Raw genomic sequence first — 16,754 nt, 5'->3', positions numbered from 1 at the left:
TCATGCCTCCGCGACGCGGGCCGCGGCCCGGGTTTGCAGCAACAGCTCGCGCAGCGCGGCCAGTTGGGATTCGAAACGGGCGTCGAGCCCGCCTTCGGGCGATTGCAGAATGCAGCCGCCCAGAGCCACGTCGGCGCTGGCGACCCATTGCACGTCGGCCCCACCCGGGAGTCCTTGCGACAAGTTCTGGCCCTGCTGGAGCATGGCCAAGTCGTCGGGGTGCATGTGAATCGCCACCAGCTTCCGGCTGCGCAGCCGGTCCATCGCCTGCATCAGTTGCGCTCGCACCGCCTCGGGTTGAGCGACGCTTCCGCCCAGCGTGCGGCAGACGACCTCGAAACACAACGCGAGCATGTCGTCTTCACTCGCCGCAAGCCGCGCTTCGATCTTCGGGGGCAATGCCGCTATCAGGCCATCCAATACCTGCACTTGCGCTTGGTAAGCGGCCTGGGCCTGCTGCCGCAACTCCCGCGTGATGCGCTCGGCGTGATCTTGCAGGTCGCGCGAAGCCTTCTCGGCAGCCTCCGCGGCGAGCAGCCTGGACTCTTCACCGCCTCGTTCGCGCCCTTCCGTGGCACCTTTGGCAAAGCCCTCTTCGTATCCTCGCTGACGGGCTTCTTCTTCCGCCCGGACAAGGTCGGCCCAAGCATCAGGCGCACTTCCCGGCGAGCCGGTCGGAACAGATTTTTCCGTACCTGCCGCCGAAACGCCGGTCTTCGGGGTCCGACCGGATTGCACCGACACCAGGCCCAGGGAGGAAGGCTGCGTCAGTGCCTGGCCGTTGCCGCCGCGCCGACGAGTCAACGCCACCTGCCCCAGCATGACGACATCACGCAGCACAACCACCTGCGCGTGCGATCCGGTCTCCGGCGCCGCGGCATCGCCCGGGTGCGGCAGTCCGGGATTCATCGGCTCCACCCCCGGCGCAACGATGCGCCACGGAACACCTGGTTGAAAGAGCGCTTCAGCTTGGCCCAAGGTGCCACCGCAGTTGCCTGGGCGACTGGCCGCTCCAGCAGCCGGGCCGCCACCGCTGCGATCAGGGCGGCGCGCATTCCGGGTGGCGTCTGGAATCCGGGCACCGTGGCAGTCAAGCCGGCTTCGATCCGCCGCCGCTGAGCGGGCTCCAGCGCAGCGAGCAGATCTTCGCGCCATGGCCAATCGGCCAGGCGCAGCCACTCGACAATGAAGCCCGCCGGCTCGGTCCGCAGGCATGCCACGAGCTCGCGCACCTGCTCGTCATCGAGCGCATGAAGCATGGCTTCGTCGGACACGGGAAACGGCTGCGGGGCCAAGGCCGCGAAATCCTGTTCCGGCAGTGCGGCATAGGGCACGCCAGCAGTCGCATCGCCGATCAGCGCAGGATCTCTTTCGATGCCGAGGGCTTCCAGCTCCTCCAGAAGCGGCACCAAATCCGCACGCTCCGACGCGGGCAGCGCCTCGAGCATCCATGACCGGTCTTCCGAGGACATCGCATGCAGCAACAGCGCCGCATGGCGGGCGCCGTGCGATTCGGGCCGGCTGGTGCCGGCGTTCGGGGCCAGCGCAGAACGAGGCGCAGAGGTCATCCGTTGTATCCCTTCGTGCCCGCGGCACCGGTAGCAGAGGCACCCGCGCCGGGTTCGCGCATCCAGTCGCGGACCCTTCGCAAGGCGGCCGCGCGCTCCGCCTCTGACAGCGGCGCCCGGCGGGGCTCATTGCCATTCAGGGCTGTGCCGCGACGACCCACCCTCGCGAGCAGCACGGCAAGGACAGCCACCAGGAGCCCACCGATCAGAAGCTGCAAGTAGGCGGGCTTGCCTTTGTCGGACAGCGCTACGCCGACAGGGCTGGCAGCAACGCCCTCCTCCGCCGTGCCCTCGGTATTGGCCGCAATGGCCGCCGGTGCGTCGGGCGCCTGGATGACGCCCCCTACCAGCGACTGGATGACCACCGCATCGCCGCGATCGGTCGAAGCTCCCACCGCGGCGGCGATGACCTTTCGCAATTGCTCCTCTTGCGCCGCGTCCAGCGCCCTGCGCACCACGGCCACCACCTGAATGCGCCGGATCGAACCAGGTTGGCTCACCACCTGCTCGACCCGGCGGCCCACGGCGTATTCGACGTCGCGCTGCGCACTTCCATTGCGCGAGCCGCCGGCCTCGCTCACCTTGGTGTCGAGCGAGGCGCCGCTGTCGCGAAGAACTTCGCGTTCGCGCACCACCACACCCGTGGCCTGCAGGCCCGAGCGCGTTGCGGCGGGCAGCACATCCTCCGTCGTGGTGCGGATCTGGTCCATGTTCAGCGTCACGTCGACGCTGGCCAAGGCCTGCCCGACGCCGAAGCTGCGGTCGAGCACAGCCGCCACCTTGCGCGACAGATACGCCTCGGTGTCGCGCTTGAGTTCGAGCCTTGCACCGTTGACCTCGGCCTCGCCGTTGGCGCCCTCAGCGCGGGTCAGCGCCACGCCGTGGCCATCGACGATCGTGACATCCTGCGTTGCCATGCCCGGCACGGCAGCGGCCACCAGGCGCTGAACGCCCACCACCTGCTCCGGGCGGAGGGCCTGGCCCTGCCGCATCATCAGGGTGATCGATGCCTTCGCCTTCGAGGTCGCCTGCTTGAACAGCCCCTGTTCGGGCAGCGCCAACAGCACGCGGACTTCACGCACTTCGGACAATGACTGGATCGTGCGGGTGAGCTCGCCTTGCAGCGCGCGCTGGTAGTTGATCTTCTGGGCGAACTCCGTCATGCCGAAGTCGGTGTTGTTGAACAGCTCGAGCCCGACCGCGCCCTGCAGGGGCAGTTCCTTGCCCATCAGCTTGATGCGGGTGGCGTGCACCGTTGCCTTGTCGACCAGGATCGAGGTGCCGCTGTCACCGAGACGGTAGGGAATCTTGAGGCGCTCCAGTTCCGTCGTCATCGCCTGCGCGTCCTGCGGCTTCAGGTCGGTGAACAGCGCCTGGTACTCCGTGTGGAATATCCACCAGGCCAGCCCGGCGGTCATCAACAGGATGGCGACTGCACCGCCGATGAGACCGATGCGCGCGCGCTGCGTGAGTCCTTGCCAGAAATTCATATCGGCATCTTCATGATGTCTTGGTAGGCCTCAAGCAGACGGCTGCGCACCTGCAGCATCAGCTGGAAGGAGACGCGGCTCTCCTCTAGGTTGATCATGACCTGGTGCAGGTTTTGCGCGTCGCCCATCGCGAGCTTCTGCAGATCGACCTGGCTGCCGATCAACTGGCTGTTGACCTGCGAAAGGCCATCAGCCACCAACTGGCCGAACGAGCCCGCGACCGGTGCGGCCGAAACATCCGAAGCCATGGGTGATGCGGGGGCCTGGAGCGACTGCGCGTTGGCCGCGGTCACCATCGACTGCGCCTGCTGGGAGAGCGCGGACAGCGCCTCGACCGCAAGGAAGGCCGTCATGCGCCACCCCCGATATCCAGCGCCCTGAGCGCCAGCGTGCGAGCCGTGTTCATGGCCGACACATTCGCCTCGTAGGCGCGGGTGGCGCTCATCATGCTGACCATCTCGGTCGCGGTGTCGACGGCCGCGTAGGCCACGAAGCCGCGTTCGTTGGCCAGAGGATGTCCCGGCTCGTAAACCAGCCGGGGGCCGACATTGGCGGGAACGATGCGCACCGTGGGCGCGGCCTGCGACGCGATATCGCCGCCCTCCAATCCCTGGTTCACCAGTGCGCCGAAGCCTCCGGTATCCGCACCCGACAAGGTGCCCGCCGACGACTGCGCTTCCGCCAGCACGCGGAGCGGCTGGTAGCTGCTGCCGCCCACGCCTTGCACCGTGTTGGCATTGGCCAGATTGAGCGCCGCGACGTCGACGCGCATGCGTTCGACGTTCATGCCGGCCGCACTGATGGCAAAAGACTGCATGTAGTCCATGGCTATTTCCTGCCGTCGCCGGCTGCCATTGAAAGAATTGCGAAATGACGCGAGAGGCCTTTGACAAGCGCCTGGTACTGCACTGCGTTGCGTGCCATGTCCGCGGCTTCCACGTCCAGCTGTACCTGCGCGGGAACACCTTGGCTGTCCACGACAGCCTCCATGCGGGGGCGAACATCGCTCAAAGCAAATGCATCGACGCGTCCCATCTGCGCCATGCTGCGGCGAGCGTCGGCGAGCTGATCTTCAAAGCTCACGCGCTGCGGCACGTAGCCGGTCGCATTGGCGTTCGCGATGTTGGCCGAGATGGCCTGCTGCCGCAGGCTGGCTGCGTCGAGTGCCAATGCCAGCACCGATCGGGTCACGGTTTCTATTCCGTCAGTCATGTCTTCTCCGGAGGCTTTCTTGGGTTGGAGGGTGTTGAAATCGCGTGCTGCGGCAAGGTCACTGGATGACCAGTTCCCCGTGCAGCGCGCCCGCGGCCTTGACGGCCCGCAGGATTGAAATCACATCACGGGTGCTTGTCTTGAGCCGCGCGAGCGACTGCACGAGATCAGACACGGTGTTCGACCCGGTCACGAAGCCGGTGCCGCCTTGCTCCTCGACGTCGACGCGCGTATTGGTCACGATCGCGGTGCGCACGTCCGGGCCACCGTTCCAGACGTTGAACGGCTGCGAGGCGGTGTTCTGGCTGGAGATCGCGATCTTGATGTCTCCGTGCGAGATGGCGACCTTCGATATGCGCACATCGCCGCCCGAGACCACCGTGCCGGTGCGCTCGTTGATGACCACCTTGGCACGGCGGTCGGGTTCGACCATCACGTTCTCGATGCGCGTGAAGAGACTCACCAGGTCGCCGCGCTGCGCCGGGGGCACGGCAATCTCGATGCCGGAGGCATCCTTTGCCTTCGCCAGGCCGCCGCCCAGTTGTCCGTTGATGGCCGCGGCAACCCGGCTGGCCGTGGTGTAGTCGGGCTCGGAGAGCACGAACGTCACGCTCTGCTGCTCATCCAGCATGGCCGCGTTGACGCCCACTTCGACCGTCGCGCCGTTCGGCACCGACCCGGACGTGGGATGGTTCTTCTGGACCACGTTGCCGTTGGCGTCGTAGCGATAGCCTCCGACCGACAGGCCGCCCTGGGCGAGCGCATAGACCCTGCCGTTCGCCCCCTTCAGCGGCGTGATCAGCAGCGTCCCGCCCACCAGGCTGCGCGCATCACCGGCCGAGCTTACGGTGACGTCGAGCGTGTCGCCTTCGCGCGCAAAGGTCGGCAGGCTCGCACTGACCATCACGACGGCGACGTTGCGGCTTTGCACAGCTTCCGGCGCGATCGTCAGGTTGAATTGCGACAGCACGTTGGCGAGCGACTGCCGCGTGGTGCGGTTCGCCGGCGAATCCCCGGTGCCGGCAAGGCCGGTGACGATGCCCGTGCCGAACAACGCGTTATCGCGCCAGCCCTTGAGCTTGCCGAGGTCCTTGACGCGTATGGCGTCGGCCGCATGTGCAACCGAGAGGCAGCCGACGCACAGCAGGGCGACGGACAGGGCGCAGCGCAGCGAAAAGGTTGAAATCATGCGGCGCATCAGAACCCCAGCCAATCAAGAACTTTTCGCCATCCGCCGCGGCGCGAGCGATCGGTCACGTCGCCTTCACCCACGTAGGTGATGCGGGCGTCAGCCAGGCGGGTCGAGAGAACAACGTTGCCGTCGGAGATGTCTTGGGGACGCACCCGCCCTTCCAGGTTGACCTTCTGCAGCTCCTCGTTGACGGTGAGCAGCTGCTCGCCGGCCACGCGCAATTCGCCGCTGGCGAGCACCTCCTGAACCGTCACGGTCAGCGTGGCGAGCAACTTGTTGGCGCGCTGGGTGCGGCCTCCGCCGTCGAACCCTCCGGCCACGCCGATGCCGAGCTGCCCCACCACCTTGTTGCCGGTGTGGGTGACCGAGCCGCTGATGTCGTTGTTGCGCCGCGTGCCGGTGTCGGCACTCGTCGATGCCGACGAGTTTTCGAAGACCTGGACGGTGAGCGAATCCCCGACGCGGAATGCCTTGTTGTCAGCGGTGAGCGGGCGGAAACTGCCTTCCTGGTAAAGGCTTTCGGCAGCCGCAGGCAGGGAGGCAGAAAGCAACAGGACGAGCACCAGGCTCAGGCCGGTGCACTTCTTCTTCAGCAGGGAAGCGATCATGGCTGCGCCTCGACCTGTCCCGGCCCTGTTACCCGGGCCAGCACTTCACCGCTCGAACCCGGCACCTTGACGCGCACGACCTGGCCTTCGCGGCCGTCCTGGAGCACCTCGACACGGCTCTCCACCGATACAACGCCGCTGCGCGCCTGCAGCTGCGCCCAGTTGCCGCGCATGACCGCGGGCGTGGCCTCGAGGTGCGAACTGGTGAGCACCTCTCCCGGCCGCAACGGACGCCGCAGGCGCTGGCGGCCGTCCGCCGATTCACCGCCGGCCTTGGCGGCCATGGCTGTTCCTTGCCTGACCGTGGTGAGGTCGACTTCTCGCGTTTGCATGGCACCGCGAAGCATGACGGGATCGACGGTTGCGCCACGACCGACATCGGTGGTTGCCACGGTAACCGGTGCCCATGCGCCGACTTCGAAGGTGACAGCCGTCGTGCGCACGAAACGGCCATCGACCCAGGCGTCGACCCATACCAACATGCGCCGCGTGGGCTGCGCCTGGCTCGGCAGGGGGCGCACTCGCAGTGTTGGCACCCCCGGCGGCAAAAACAGATCGCGTGCGGTGGACACGGGCTCGACCTCGGCGCGCACGCTGCGCTGGGAAAGCCAGCCCAGAAGCGCCGAACGGGCCGCCCCCACAACCGTTTCGCCAGGCAGCTGCTGTGCGGCACTTTCGATCTCGGTTTCGCTGGCGCCGGACCATCGGATGGCAGGCGACTGCACGCGCATGGCGCTGTCCACGGTCTGCAGGCCGCTGCGCGCCTCGACCCATCGCACGACGGTGTCGCGATCCAGCAAGGCCGGCGATCCGGGCCGGGGCGCCTGGCCGAGCGGAAGCGCCATCAATCGGCGCAGCGTCGGCAGATCGCGCGTGGTCAGGAACGCAATGTCGCCCAGGCGAACATTGGTCTGGTCGAGCTTGACATGAGAGCGCAGTTCGATCGAGACCAGCGGTTCAACCGGAGACTGCCCCGCCGCAAGAGCCGGCAGCGCCAACGCAGCCGCCATCAGGACGGCTGCGCACACGGTCCGCACGTCTGGCGCGCGATTATTTGCGTAGGCCATTGATCATGCCCAGCATTTCGTCCGACGCCTGCATGACCTTCACGTTGGCTTCATACACGCGCTGGGCCACCATGAGGCTCACCATCTCTTCGGTCAGCTTGACGTTCGAGCCTTCCAGAAAGCCCTGGGCCATGCTGCCCATGCCGTCCTCGGCAGCCTTGCCGGAAATTGCCTCGCCTGAACCAGGGCTGGATCGATAGAGGTTGTCGCCCTGTGACATCAGGCCGGAAGGGCTCGTGAACCGGACCAGTTCCAGCTGGCCCAGTTCGACTGGCGTCGCTTGTCCCGCAACCTGGATGCGCACGCGCCCGTCGCTGTCGATCTGCATGTTCTGGGCGTTGTCGGGGATGGCAAGGTTGGGCTTGAGCGGAAAGCCGCCCGAGGTCGCCAGCAGGCCATCGCGATTGATCTTGAAGGTTCCACCTCGCGTGTAGGCGCTCGAACCGTCGGGCATCGTCACTTCGAGGAAGCCCTCGCCCTGGATGGCAATATCGAAGGCCGACTCGGTTTTCTTGAAATCGCCCATGTCGAACAGCTTGGAGGTGGAAGTGACGCCGACGCCGGCACCCAGACGGTTTCCTCCCCCAACGATGCCCGCTTCTTCCTGCGAAGGCACAAGGCGATCGGCCTCGCGAACCATGAGGTCGGTAAAGCTGATCTTGCTTTTCTTGAACCCGGTGGTGTTGACGTTGGCGAGGTTGTTGGCAATGGTGTCGACATTGAGCTGTTGCGCTTGCATGCCGGTCGCGCTGATGTAAAGGGCATCGAACATGGTTTGTTTCCCTGTTGAAAAATAGGCGTGAGGAGGCAATCCGGACTACGACAGGTCGCCAAGCTTGCGCACCGCGCCACCGATCATTTCGTCGTAGCCGAACGCGACCCGCTGCATCGATTCAAAATGACGCATCGATTGGATGAGTTGCACCATCTCCTGCATCGAGCTCACGTTGGAGTTCTCGAGGAAACCTTGGCGCAGTTGCACATCGCCATCCGCAAGTTGCGCGGGAGTCTGTTCGGTACTCAGGAGACCGTCGCCCATGCGTCTGAAACCCATGGCGTTGTCGAACTGCACCACCTTCAGTTGGGCAACGGGCATTGCTTCGGCACCACCGCCGGGCTTGGACTCGAAGACCCGCCCCACGGCATCGATCACGGGGTTGGAACGCGTGAGCACAATCTCGCCGCCCTGCCCCATGACCGGATGCCCCTGCGCGGTGACCAGGCGACCGCGTGCGTCCAACTGCCAGCTGCCCTGGCGCGTATAGGCCGGGCCCGCCTCGGTGGAAATCTCGAAGAAGCCCGGCGTGGTCAACGCGACATCCAGGGTCTGGCCAGTCGACCTGAGGGTGCCGGGCCTGACATCGGTCTGAATGAGCAGCATCCCGGTAGCCGCGGCGCTACCCGGCACACCGGGCTGTGCACCAAGCCGCGACGCATCAACGTTGCGCATCGCGTCGGAGAAAGCATCGGCATGCATCGGCAGCGACGAGGCGACCTCCCGCTTGTAGCCTGGCGTGGTGGCGTTCGCCATGTTCATGCTGATGCGCTCGAGGCGCGCCATGTCCTGCTGCATGCTCTGCAGGCTGATGGCAAGTACGTCGGTCATGAAGGGGTTTCCTGGTATCTCAGAGCTGGACGACGCTAAAGGACTTCAGCTCGATGGTGTGCGGCACTTCGGACATGGACAGCACGCGCAGGTGAGGCATGACGCGCTCGGACAACGCGCGCACATGACGCCGCAATTCGGGCGCGCAGAGCAGCACCGGCAGCAGATTGCTTTTCATCATGCGTTCGGCCTGCTGCACGAGGCGCTTCATCAACTGCTCGGTCAGACGCGGATCGAGCACGAACGGCTGCGCTCCTCCGGCTTCGGTGGTCGCGTGAACGCTTTGCAGGAACTGGCTTTCGATCGCCGGATCGAGCGTCAGGACCTGCAACGAGGCCGCTTCGCCAAGAAGTCCCTGGCAGATGGCGTGTCCCAGCCGCTGGCGAACAATCTCGGTCAGCTGGCTGGCGTCGCGGGTCGTTCGCCCCGCATCGGCCAGAGTTTCGAGGATCGCTTCGACATGGCGGATCGACACCTTCTCTCTCAGTAGGTTCTGCAACACCTTCTGCACGTCGCTGGATGAAAGAACGGTCGGTATCAGTTCTTCGACCAGCCCGGGCTGGCTCTGCCGGACACGGGCGAGCAACCGGTCGACCTCGGCGCGCGTGAGCAGCGTCGCGGACTCCCGCCGGAGCATCTCGGTCAGGTGCGTCATGAAGACAGTGGGAGCGTCAACCAGCGTGTACTTTGCCTGGCTGGCCGCTTCACGCTGGCTCTCCTCGATCCAGAGGGCCGGCAAGCCATAGGTCGGGTCCCGCGTTGGCTCGCCCGGAACGGACTTGGTGTCGCCAGCGGGATGAATCGCGAGCAACCTGTCGGCCCGCGCCTCGCCCTTGCCGACCAGCACGCCGTCCAGATGAATCTCGTAGCGGTCCGCCGACAAGCGCGGCGAGTCCTTGAAGCGGACGCGCGGCAGCACAAGGCCGAACTCCTGCGCATGCTGCTTGCGGAAGGTGGCGATCCGCTCCATGAAAACACTGCCCGGGTGGTTGATTACCGTGACCCAGTTGCTCCCTAGGTGCACTTCGATGGGCTCGACCTGCAGCAGCGCGTAAGGATCGTCGTTGGCTGTCAGCGCAGCGCCGTCGCCCCCGGTCGTTGGCGTGTCGCCTGCGGTGTTGCTGACCGCTTGCTGGCCGGCTGCACCTTCCGCGGTCTTGCTCCTGGTGGCCCGGTACAGCATCGTTGCAGCCAGCAAGAAGCACAGCGTCAGTGCCAAGGTCGGCAATGCGGGAATGCCCGGCAGCAGCAGAAGGCCGCCGAGAGCCATTGCGACCAGGAGGAGCGTTTTAGGAAAGGAACTGATCTGCCGCAGCGCCTCGCGGCTCAGGTTGGCGTCGGAAGACGAGCGCGTCACGATGATGCCGGTACCAACGGCGATGACAAGTGCAGGCACCTGGGTGACGATGCCGTCGCCGATCGTCAGCAGCGTGTACGTTTGCAGCGCCTGACCCCATGGAAGGCCATGCTGCATCACGCCAATCACCAAGCCACCGACGATGTTGATCAGCAGGATGATGATGCCCGCGATCGCGTCGCCCTTGACGAACTTGCTGGCGCCGTCCATGGCGCCATAGAAGCCGGCTTCTTTCTCGAGATTCTTGCGTCGGCGCTGGGCTTCCGCCTGATCGATGAAACCCATGTTGAGATCGGCATCGATGCTCATCTGCTGGCCGGGCATGCTGTCGAGCGTGAAACGCGCCGCCACCTCGGACACCCGCTGCGCACCGCTGGTCACCACTACGTACTGCACGACGATGAGAATCAGGAAGACGATCAACCCGATCACGTAGTTGCCCCCAACGACGAAGGCGCCGATGGCCCCGATGACGCGCCCGGCATCGCCGTCCGAGAGAATCAGCCGGGTGGCTGCCACGTTGAGCGACAAACGGAACAGCGTTGCGATCAGGAGCAGCGACGGAAAGGTAGAAAACTCCACCGGCCGGGCCATATAGAAGGTCAACAGCAGCACGAGGAACGCGAAGCTGAAGTTGCTCAGGATCAGGAAATCGAGCAGCCCGCTGGGGATTGGCGCAAAAAGCACCACCAGCACGCCGAGCACGAGCAGCACCAACGCGATATCGCTGTGCTTGCCGACGACGCGTGCCAATGCGTTCATGAGCCCGCTCCGGCAGCCATGCGGCCTTGACGTTGCTCGCGCATGGCGAACACCCAGACGATGATGCGAGCGACCTGCGCATAAAGATGCGGAGGCACCGGATGATCGACCGGCAGTTCTCGATAAAGGCGCCGTGCCAGCGCGGGGTTCTGCACGACGGGAATGCGGTGGCGTGCGGCGATCTCGCGCATCGCGGCCGCCATGTGGCCTGCGCCTTTGGCCAACAGTTGCGGGGACGCCATTCGGCCGTGCTCGTACTTCAAGGCAATTGCAAGGTGGGTTGGATTGGTGATGATCACGTCCGCATTGCGGGTCTGGCGCAGTGCCAGGCTTCGCTTGAGCATTTCGCGGCGCAGCTCCCGCAATCTCGCTCTGATGCGCGGATCGCCCTCGCGGTGCTTGGCCTCGTCCTTGAGCTCACGCTGGCTCATGCGCATCTTCTTGGCGAATTCGCGCCGCGTGTACATGAGGTCGAGCAAGGCGATCAAACCGAGCACCAGCGCCAGCTTGAGGCCTACGCTCGCGAGGTCATCCAGAAGGGTTCCGAGATATCCGATGGCAGACAAAGATGCCAGCGCGTAGAACTGACTCGCCAGGGCCTTCAGGCTCAGGAAGGCAACCAGCGTCAACAGGGCAAGCTTCACGAGGGCACGCCCCGTATCGAACAGAACCCGCATCGAGAACAGTTTCTTGAGACCGTTGACGGGATTGATGCGATCGAAGTCGACCTTGACCGGCTCGAAGGAAAGGATCGGACCCGTCTGTATCATGTTGCCGACGATTGCCGCCAGCATGATCGTTGCAAAGAACGGCGCCGACAACGCCAGCGCAGAGCGCAGCGCTCTTTCAACCATGGGCCAGAGGCTCACTCCCGATGGCTCCATGCGGCCCGCGTGAATCAGCAGCGCGAGATCGAAGCGAAATTGGCTGGACACCGCTTCGAGCCCCCGCCACGTCAGATAGACCACCGCGACGGCAAACACGAGCGCCGCAACGACATCTGCGCTCTTGGCTGTTTGCCCGCGTTCGCGTGCGCGCTGCAGCTTGTAGGGCGTTGCAGCGGCGTTTCTGTCGAGATCCTGCTCAGCCATCAGCGAACCTGCTCACGCCGAAGCTGGTTAGCAGGCAGCGGGGTCGCCGCGATGAAGATGGCATCCCAGGTTGTGGCAATGCTTGCGTACACCCTCGTCATGACGCCGCCGATACCCGAAAACCAAAGTGACAGCGCCACCAGGCCCACCACGATCTTGACGGGAATGCCCATGGTGAACATGTTCATCTGAGGAAGATTCCGTCCCACCACCCCGAGGACGAATTCCACGAGCAAGATGCAGAACACAACCGGCGCGGCCAAAGCAAAACCCAGGCTCAATAAGCCTGTCGCTTGTTTCAGCAGCGGTTCCATCGCTTGCATCAGGGACCACGGCGCGCCTACGGGGAAGCGATCTACGCTATAGCGAATGCCGCGCAGCAACGCGTGGTGCCCATTGAGCAGGAAAAAAACAAGAACCGCGAGATACTGAAAGGCCGAGGTCAGGATCGGAGCAGGACGCGCCGTGACGGGATCGATGATTTGTGCGATGCCAAAGCCCAATTGGACGTCGAGCAACTGTCCCGCCACCGAAAAAGCTCCGAACGCGAGCAGAATGCCCAGGCCCAGCGTAGCGCCGAGTGCAAATTCCGCGACGGCGGCAAATATGAAGGAATCCCAGCCCGTCCAGATGCTCGCGGGAGCGGACAGCCCGGATGCCAAGGCGACCGACAGACACACAACGAGCAGCATGCGGACCGAAACTGGCAATGGCACCGCATAAAACACCGGTGTCAATGCAAAGGTTGCCGCGATCCGCAAGGCCAGGAGGCCGACGAAGGCCAGCCAAGCCGTTCCGATTTCCGGCACGCTGGCTCCCAGCAAGGTAGGCACAGAAGAAGGAAAGGCATTCAATTGAACTCTCGATTCAGAACATCGAGGGAATGCCGCTCCAGAGCTGAACGGTGAACTGCGTCAACTTACGCAACATCCAGGGGCCCGCCAGAATCATGACCGCACCGGCGGTGAAAAGCTTTGGAACGAATGTCAGAGACATTTCCTGCACCTGGGTCACGACCTGAAGCACGCTGATGACAACGCCCACGAGCATGGTGAGACCCAGGAGCGGCATGCACACCAGGAGTCCGGTCCAAAATAAATCGGACATCATCTTCAATGCCAAGTCCGGATGCATGCCAGCCAGCGGTAATTAGTTTGTATTAATCTGAAGAATCAGAGATAGATACATTTTAGTTGTTTAAAGTACCAAACTAGTAAACAAAGGATTCAATAAAACCGAAATCAATGATTTCCGTGAAATATGTCCAACATCAGCAATGAAGCTCAATCGTTTCTAATACTTAGATATTAAATAAAAAGGCCTAATTGTTTTGCAAAACTGCGCCGCATAGTGGTTGTTCACGAATTCCAGCCGCGTCTCTCGAAACCGAGCAGTGAGTTCGTTTAGGGCAATCGGGGGTTTCGATGAAGCAGCCCCCCGTTTTTCCGCGTCGAGCGGGCTGCACGTACAGCAGGCCAGGGCTCAAGCGCCGTTGTGCAGACCGACCACGTGGTAACCCAGACAGTCATGACGGACACGATCATGACAACACTTCCTGAATCCATCCTGCTGCACGCACAGTCCTTACCGGAGGGAGGCGTGCTGTCGCCCAAGAAATTCCTGCACCTCGGAAGCCGCGCCGCCATCGATCAGGCACTGTCTCGGCTCACCAAGGACGGCAAGCTGCTCGCGTTGCGCGCGGCACCTATGTCACGCCGGTGTCGAGACGGTTCGGGACGCGTGCGCCAGCACCTGAAAAAGTGGTCCATGCGCTGGCCGCCCAAAGTGGCGAGATCGTGACACTCATAGCGCGAACGCTGCCAATTCGCAGGGCCTGACTCAGCAGGTGCCGATTCGCGAGGTCTACCTGGCCTCGGGGCGCATGCGCAAGCTCAAGCTCGGGCGCGCCGAGGTCATGGTCAAGCACGCTCTGCGCTGGATGCTTACGTTGGGATCTGGGCCGGCCGGTGCGGCCGTGCGCACTCTGGCCTGGATGAGCCGGCGCATGCCGGCGAATCGCTGGCAGCTTTGCACCGCACGCTGCCACCCTCCGAGCGGCGCACCCTGACATCGGCGCGTGCTGCCTTGCCGTCCTGGACGGCCAGGGCCATCGGCGAGGAAGCAGTTCGTGACTGAATACTACTTCGCCCTCAGGCAGGGGCGCGCAGTACGCGGATGTAGGACGCAGGGCTACAAGTCCAGCGATCAATCCCGCGACCTGTATGCCGCCAGGAACGCGTCGGAAGACACCTGATCGGCCAGGGCCCGGAGGCTCGCCGCCGAGGCAGGGCCCAGCACGGCCTCCACGCGGTCGTTCGCAGCGGCCCAGCGCACCACCGCTTCCGACAGCCGAGCCTTGCCAAGCGGAGTGAGCACGCCGTGCTTGGTGCGCCGGTCCTTGGCGTCCGCACGCAACTCGACGAAGCCGTCGCGCACCAGCGGCCTGAGCGCGTGGGTCAGCGCCGACAGCTGGATGGCGAGCCGCGCCGCCAGGTCCTGCAGCGTCGGTCCTTGCGGGGCGGTCGCCGTGAGCTTGTCTATTTCCGCGATGAGCGCGAGCTGCGTGGCCTTGAGGTCCAACGGCGCCAACGCTTCGTCATACAGCTGGCCGAGCCGGCGGGCGGCAAGGCGCAGTGCCGTGTTCGTGCAGACACGCCCGCCCAGCACGCCCGGCTCGTCCGCGGGCGGCTTGGCCAAGCTGTTCTTTGCGTCGACGGCTTTGGTGTTTATTCCCATGTTCACAAAATGGTTGAGTGCTGCACCAACGGCAGCCGGGGTCGGACCGCTTCTACATTTGAGCCCTCAACTTTTTTGGTTGAGCCCTCAATTTTATTGGAAAGCCATCCATGACACATCCCAGCTCCAGGAAAGTCGCTCTTGTCACCGGGGCTTCCTCCGGCATCGGCGCCGTCTATGCGGACCGCCTCGCTGCGCGCGGCTACGACCTCATTCTTGTCGCCCGCCGCGCCGACCGCCTCGAAGCCCTCTGCGCACAGGTTTCGAAGGCGCACGGCATCCAGGCCGAGCCGGTCACCGCCGACCTGACCCGGGACGAGGACCTGGCGCGCATCGAGACGATCCTGTCCACCCGCGCCGACCTGCGCGTCCTGGTGAACAACGCCGGCATTGCGCGGCTGGGGCCGGTGGCCCAGAGGTCCGCAGGCGACGCACTGTCGCAGATCGCCCTCAACGTCACGGCGCTGACGCGCCTGACCCAGGCGGTGGTGCCGGCCTTCATCGCCAGAAACGACGGGGTGATCATCAACATCGCTTCGGTGCTGGGCATCCATGCGCTGCCCGTCAGCGCCGTCTACAGCGGCACCAAGGCCTTCGTACTGCAATACAGCCGGGGCCTGCAGGAAGAGCTGGCCGGCACCGGCGTGAAGGTCCAGCTGGTCCTGCCGGCCTCGACGGCCACCGAGATCTGGGACCTGTCGGGCATTCCGCTGGCGGCCCTCAACAAGGACGCCTTGATGACCACCGAGCACATGGTCGATGCGGCGCTCGCGGGATGGGACCAGGGCGAAGCGGTCACGTGGCCGTCGGTCGCCGATGCAACGCTGTGGGAGAAGTACGAAGCGGCGCGCTCCGCATTGTTCGCCGCCACCCAGGTGGGAACGCCGGCCCCGCGCTACCGGGTCGCCTGAGCCCCTGCGGGCCGAGGCCATTCCCTCTTCTTTTTTTCTCGTTCCCTTTTTCTTCTTCAGGACAGTCCATGCTTTTCGACGCCTTCTCCCTGCGCGCCACCCCGCTCAAGAACCGTGCCGTGATGTCGCCGCTCACCCGCAGCCGCGCGGCCGAGAACAACACGCCCAACAGCCTGATGGCCACGTACTACGCCCAGCGCGCGGGCGCCGGACTCATCATCACCGAAGGCACTTCGCCCTCGCCCAACGGCCTGGGCTACGCCCGGATCCCCGGCCTGTTCAATGACGCGCAGGTGCAAGGCTGGAAGCTCGTGACCGACGCAGTGCATGCCAAGGGCGGCAGGATCGTCGTGCAGCTCATGCACACCGGCCGCGTGGCCCACACGGACAACCTGCCGGCCGGTGCCGAAGTGCTGAGCTCGTCGTCGGAGACGTGCCCCGGCCAGATGTGGACGGATACACAAGGCAACCAGCCGCACACGCCGGCGCGCGCCATGACCGAGGCCGACATCCAGGCCGCGATCGGCGAATACGCCACAGCCGCGCGCCTTGCCATCGAGGCCGGCTTCGACGGCATCGAACTGCACGCGGCCAACGGCTACCTCCTCGAGCAGTTCCTGAACGCCAACGTCAACCGCCGCACCGACGGCTACGGCGGCACGGCCGAAGGGCGCAACCGGCTGGTGCTCGAGGTCGCGCGTGCGGCCGTGAAGGAGATCGGCGCCGAGCGCGTGGGCATCCGCCTGTCGCCGCACGGCGTGCTCAATGGCACCGGCGCGTTCGAAGGCGTGGACGAACAGTACCTGGCGCTGGTGAAGCAGCTCTCCGCACTCGGCCTTATGTACGTCCATGTGCTGGACCATTCGGCCATGGGCACCCCGCCCGTCCCCGCCCAGCTGAAGACCGATCTCAGGGCTGCGTTCGACGGCCCCTTCATCCTTGCCGGCGGACTCGACAAGGCCAGCGCACTGCAGGCCCTGAGCGAAGGCCGCGCGGACCTGACGGCCATGGGCAGGGCTTTCATCGCCAATCCCGACCTGGTCGACCGCATGCGCCAGGACGCGCCGCTGAACGCGCCTGCGCCGGATACCTTCTACACGCCCGGTGCCAAGGGCTACACGGACTATCCGACGCTCGCGGGCTAGGCACCGCCG

Annotated in this window: 18 protein-coding genes and 1 pseudogene; 3 read left to right on the top strand and 16 right to left on the bottom strand. The window is 64.7% G+C overall.

Features of this window, described 5'->3' with window-relative positions:
* Genes FB547_RS17395 through FB547_RS17330 form a run of 15 tightly spaced genes read right to left on the bottom strand, consistent with a single transcriptional unit; the run spans position 1 to position 13,087 of the window.
* Positions 1 to 909, bottom strand: a complete 909-nt coding sequence (locus tag FB547_RS17395) for a FliH/SctL family protein (RefSeq protein WP_186454188.1) — start codon at positions 907 to 909, stop codon at positions 1 to 3.
* The gene (locus tag FB547_RS33345; protein ID WP_186454187.1) at positions 906 to 1,568 is read right to left on the bottom strand and encodes a hypothetical protein; all 663 of its coding nucleotides are present in this window, start codon (positions 1,566 to 1,568) and stop codon (positions 906 to 908) included. The genes FB547_RS17395 and FB547_RS33345 overlap by 4 nt, the downstream gene beginning before the upstream one ends.
* Entirely contained in the window at positions 1,565 to 3,058 is a 1,494-nt protein-coding gene (fliF, locus tag FB547_RS17390; protein WP_145744312.1) for a flagellar basal-body MS-ring/collar protein FliF, read from the bottom strand. The genes FB547_RS33345 and fliF overlap by 4 nt, the downstream gene beginning before the upstream one ends.
* Positions 3,055 to 3,411 carry a flagellar hook-basal body complex protein FliE gene (gene fliE, locus FB547_RS17385; protein WP_145744310.1) on the bottom strand — a complete coding sequence of 119 codons (357 nt, stop codon included), beginning with the start codon at positions 3,409 to 3,411 and terminating at the stop codon, positions 3,055 to 3,057. The genes fliF and fliE overlap by 4 nt, the downstream gene beginning before the upstream one ends.
* A complete protein-coding gene (gene flgC / locus FB547_RS17380; RefSeq protein WP_145744308.1) occupies positions 3,408 to 3,884 on the bottom strand; it encodes a flagellar basal body rod protein FlgC in 477 nt (158 codons plus the stop codon). The genes fliE and flgC overlap by 4 nt, the downstream gene beginning before the upstream one ends.
* 2 nt (positions 3,885 to 3,886) lie before the next feature.
* Entirely contained in the window at positions 3,887 to 4,270 is a 384-nt protein-coding gene (locus FB547_RS17375) for a flagellar basal body rod protein FlgB (protein WP_145744307.1), read from the bottom strand.
* 58 nt (positions 4,271 to 4,328) lie between these two features.
* The gene (locus FB547_RS17370) at positions 4,329 to 5,468 is read right to left on the bottom strand and encodes a flagellar basal body P-ring protein FlgI (RefSeq protein WP_261380318.1); all 1,140 of its coding nucleotides are present in this window, start codon (positions 5,466 to 5,468) and stop codon (positions 4,329 to 4,331) included.
* The gene (locus FB547_RS17365) at positions 5,468 to 6,070 is read right to left on the bottom strand and encodes a flagellar basal body L-ring protein FlgH (protein WP_145744305.1); all 603 of its coding nucleotides are present in this window, start codon (positions 6,068 to 6,070) and stop codon (positions 5,468 to 5,470) included. The genes FB547_RS17370 and FB547_RS17365 overlap by 1 nt, the downstream gene beginning before the upstream one ends.
* Complete coding sequence (gene flgA / locus FB547_RS17360; protein ID WP_145744303.1) at positions 6,067 to 7,137, bottom strand: flagellar basal body P-ring formation chaperone FlgA; 1,071 nt, start codon at positions 7,135 to 7,137, stop codon at positions 6,067 to 6,069. The genes FB547_RS17365 and flgA overlap by 4 nt, the downstream gene beginning before the upstream one ends.
* The gene (gene flgG / locus FB547_RS17355) at positions 7,121 to 7,909 is read right to left on the bottom strand and encodes a flagellar basal-body rod protein FlgG (protein WP_145744301.1); all 789 of its coding nucleotides are present in this window, start codon (positions 7,907 to 7,909) and stop codon (positions 7,121 to 7,123) included. Before flgG ends, flgA begins: the two co-directional genes overlap by 17 nt.
* A 45-nt stretch (positions 7,910 to 7,954) precedes the next feature.
* The gene (locus tag FB547_RS17350) at positions 7,955 to 8,743 is read right to left on the bottom strand and encodes a flagellar hook-basal body protein (RefSeq protein WP_145744299.1); all 789 of its coding nucleotides are present in this window, start codon (positions 8,741 to 8,743) and stop codon (positions 7,955 to 7,957) included.
* Between the two features lie 19 nt (positions 8,744 to 8,762).
* A complete protein-coding gene (gene flhA / locus FB547_RS17345) occupies positions 8,763 to 10,862 on the bottom strand; it encodes a flagellar biosynthesis protein FlhA (RefSeq protein WP_145744297.1) in 2,100 nt (699 codons plus the stop codon).
* Positions 10,859 to 11,953 carry a flagellar biosynthesis protein FlhB gene (locus tag FB547_RS17340; protein WP_145744295.1) on the bottom strand — a complete coding sequence of 365 codons (1,095 nt, stop codon included), beginning with the start codon at positions 11,951 to 11,953 and terminating at the stop codon, positions 10,859 to 10,861. Before FB547_RS17340 ends, flhA begins: the two co-directional genes overlap by 4 nt.
* A complete protein-coding gene (locus FB547_RS17335) occupies positions 11,953 to 12,807 on the bottom strand; it encodes a flagellar biosynthetic protein FliR (RefSeq protein WP_261380317.1) in 855 nt (284 codons plus the stop codon). The genes FB547_RS17340 and FB547_RS17335 overlap by 1 nt, the downstream gene beginning before the upstream one ends.
* A gap of 13 nt (positions 12,808 to 12,820) precedes the next feature.
* Positions 12,821 to 13,087: a flagellar biosynthetic protein FliQ gene (locus FB547_RS17330; protein WP_145744294.1), complete on the bottom strand. Its 267-nt coding sequence runs from the start codon at positions 13,085 to 13,087 to the stop codon at positions 12,821 to 12,823.
* Between the two features lie 408 nt (positions 13,088 to 13,495).
* Here FB547_RS17330 and FB547_RS17325 point away from each other — a divergent pair.
* Positions 13,496 to 14,089, top strand: a pseudogene (locus FB547_RS17325) (DUF6088 family protein).
* A gap of 69 nt (positions 14,090 to 14,158) precedes the next feature.
* Here the strand turns inward: FB547_RS17325 and FB547_RS17320 are convergent.
* Entirely contained in the window at positions 14,159 to 14,689 is a 531-nt protein-coding gene (locus FB547_RS17320; protein WP_145744292.1) for a MarR family winged helix-turn-helix transcriptional regulator, read from the bottom strand.
* Between the two features lie 110 nt (positions 14,690 to 14,799).
* Here FB547_RS17320 and FB547_RS17315 point away from each other — a divergent pair, with 110 nt between their 5' ends.
* Together FB547_RS17315 and FB547_RS17310 are read left to right on the top strand one after the other, a co-directional pair.
* Complete coding sequence (locus FB547_RS17315; protein WP_145744290.1) at positions 14,800 to 15,600, top strand: SDR family NAD(P)-dependent oxidoreductase; 801 nt, start codon at positions 14,800 to 14,802, stop codon at positions 15,598 to 15,600.
* A 68-nt stretch (positions 15,601 to 15,668) separates the two neighbouring features.
* Positions 15,669 to 16,745 (top strand): alkene reductase, encoded by a 1,077-nt coding sequence (locus tag FB547_RS17310; protein WP_145744288.1) that lies wholly within the window; start codon positions 15,669 to 15,671, stop codon positions 16,743 to 16,745.
* The last annotated feature ends 9 nt before the right edge of the window (positions 16,746 to 16,754 follow it).

This window comes from Variovorax beijingensis (assembly GCF_007828835.1).
GTDB classification, from domain to species: domain Bacteria; phylum Pseudomonadota; class Gammaproteobacteria; order Burkholderiales; family Burkholderiaceae_C; genus Variovorax; species Variovorax beijingensis_A.
This window is presented reverse-complemented; position numbering and strand designations above follow the sequence as displayed.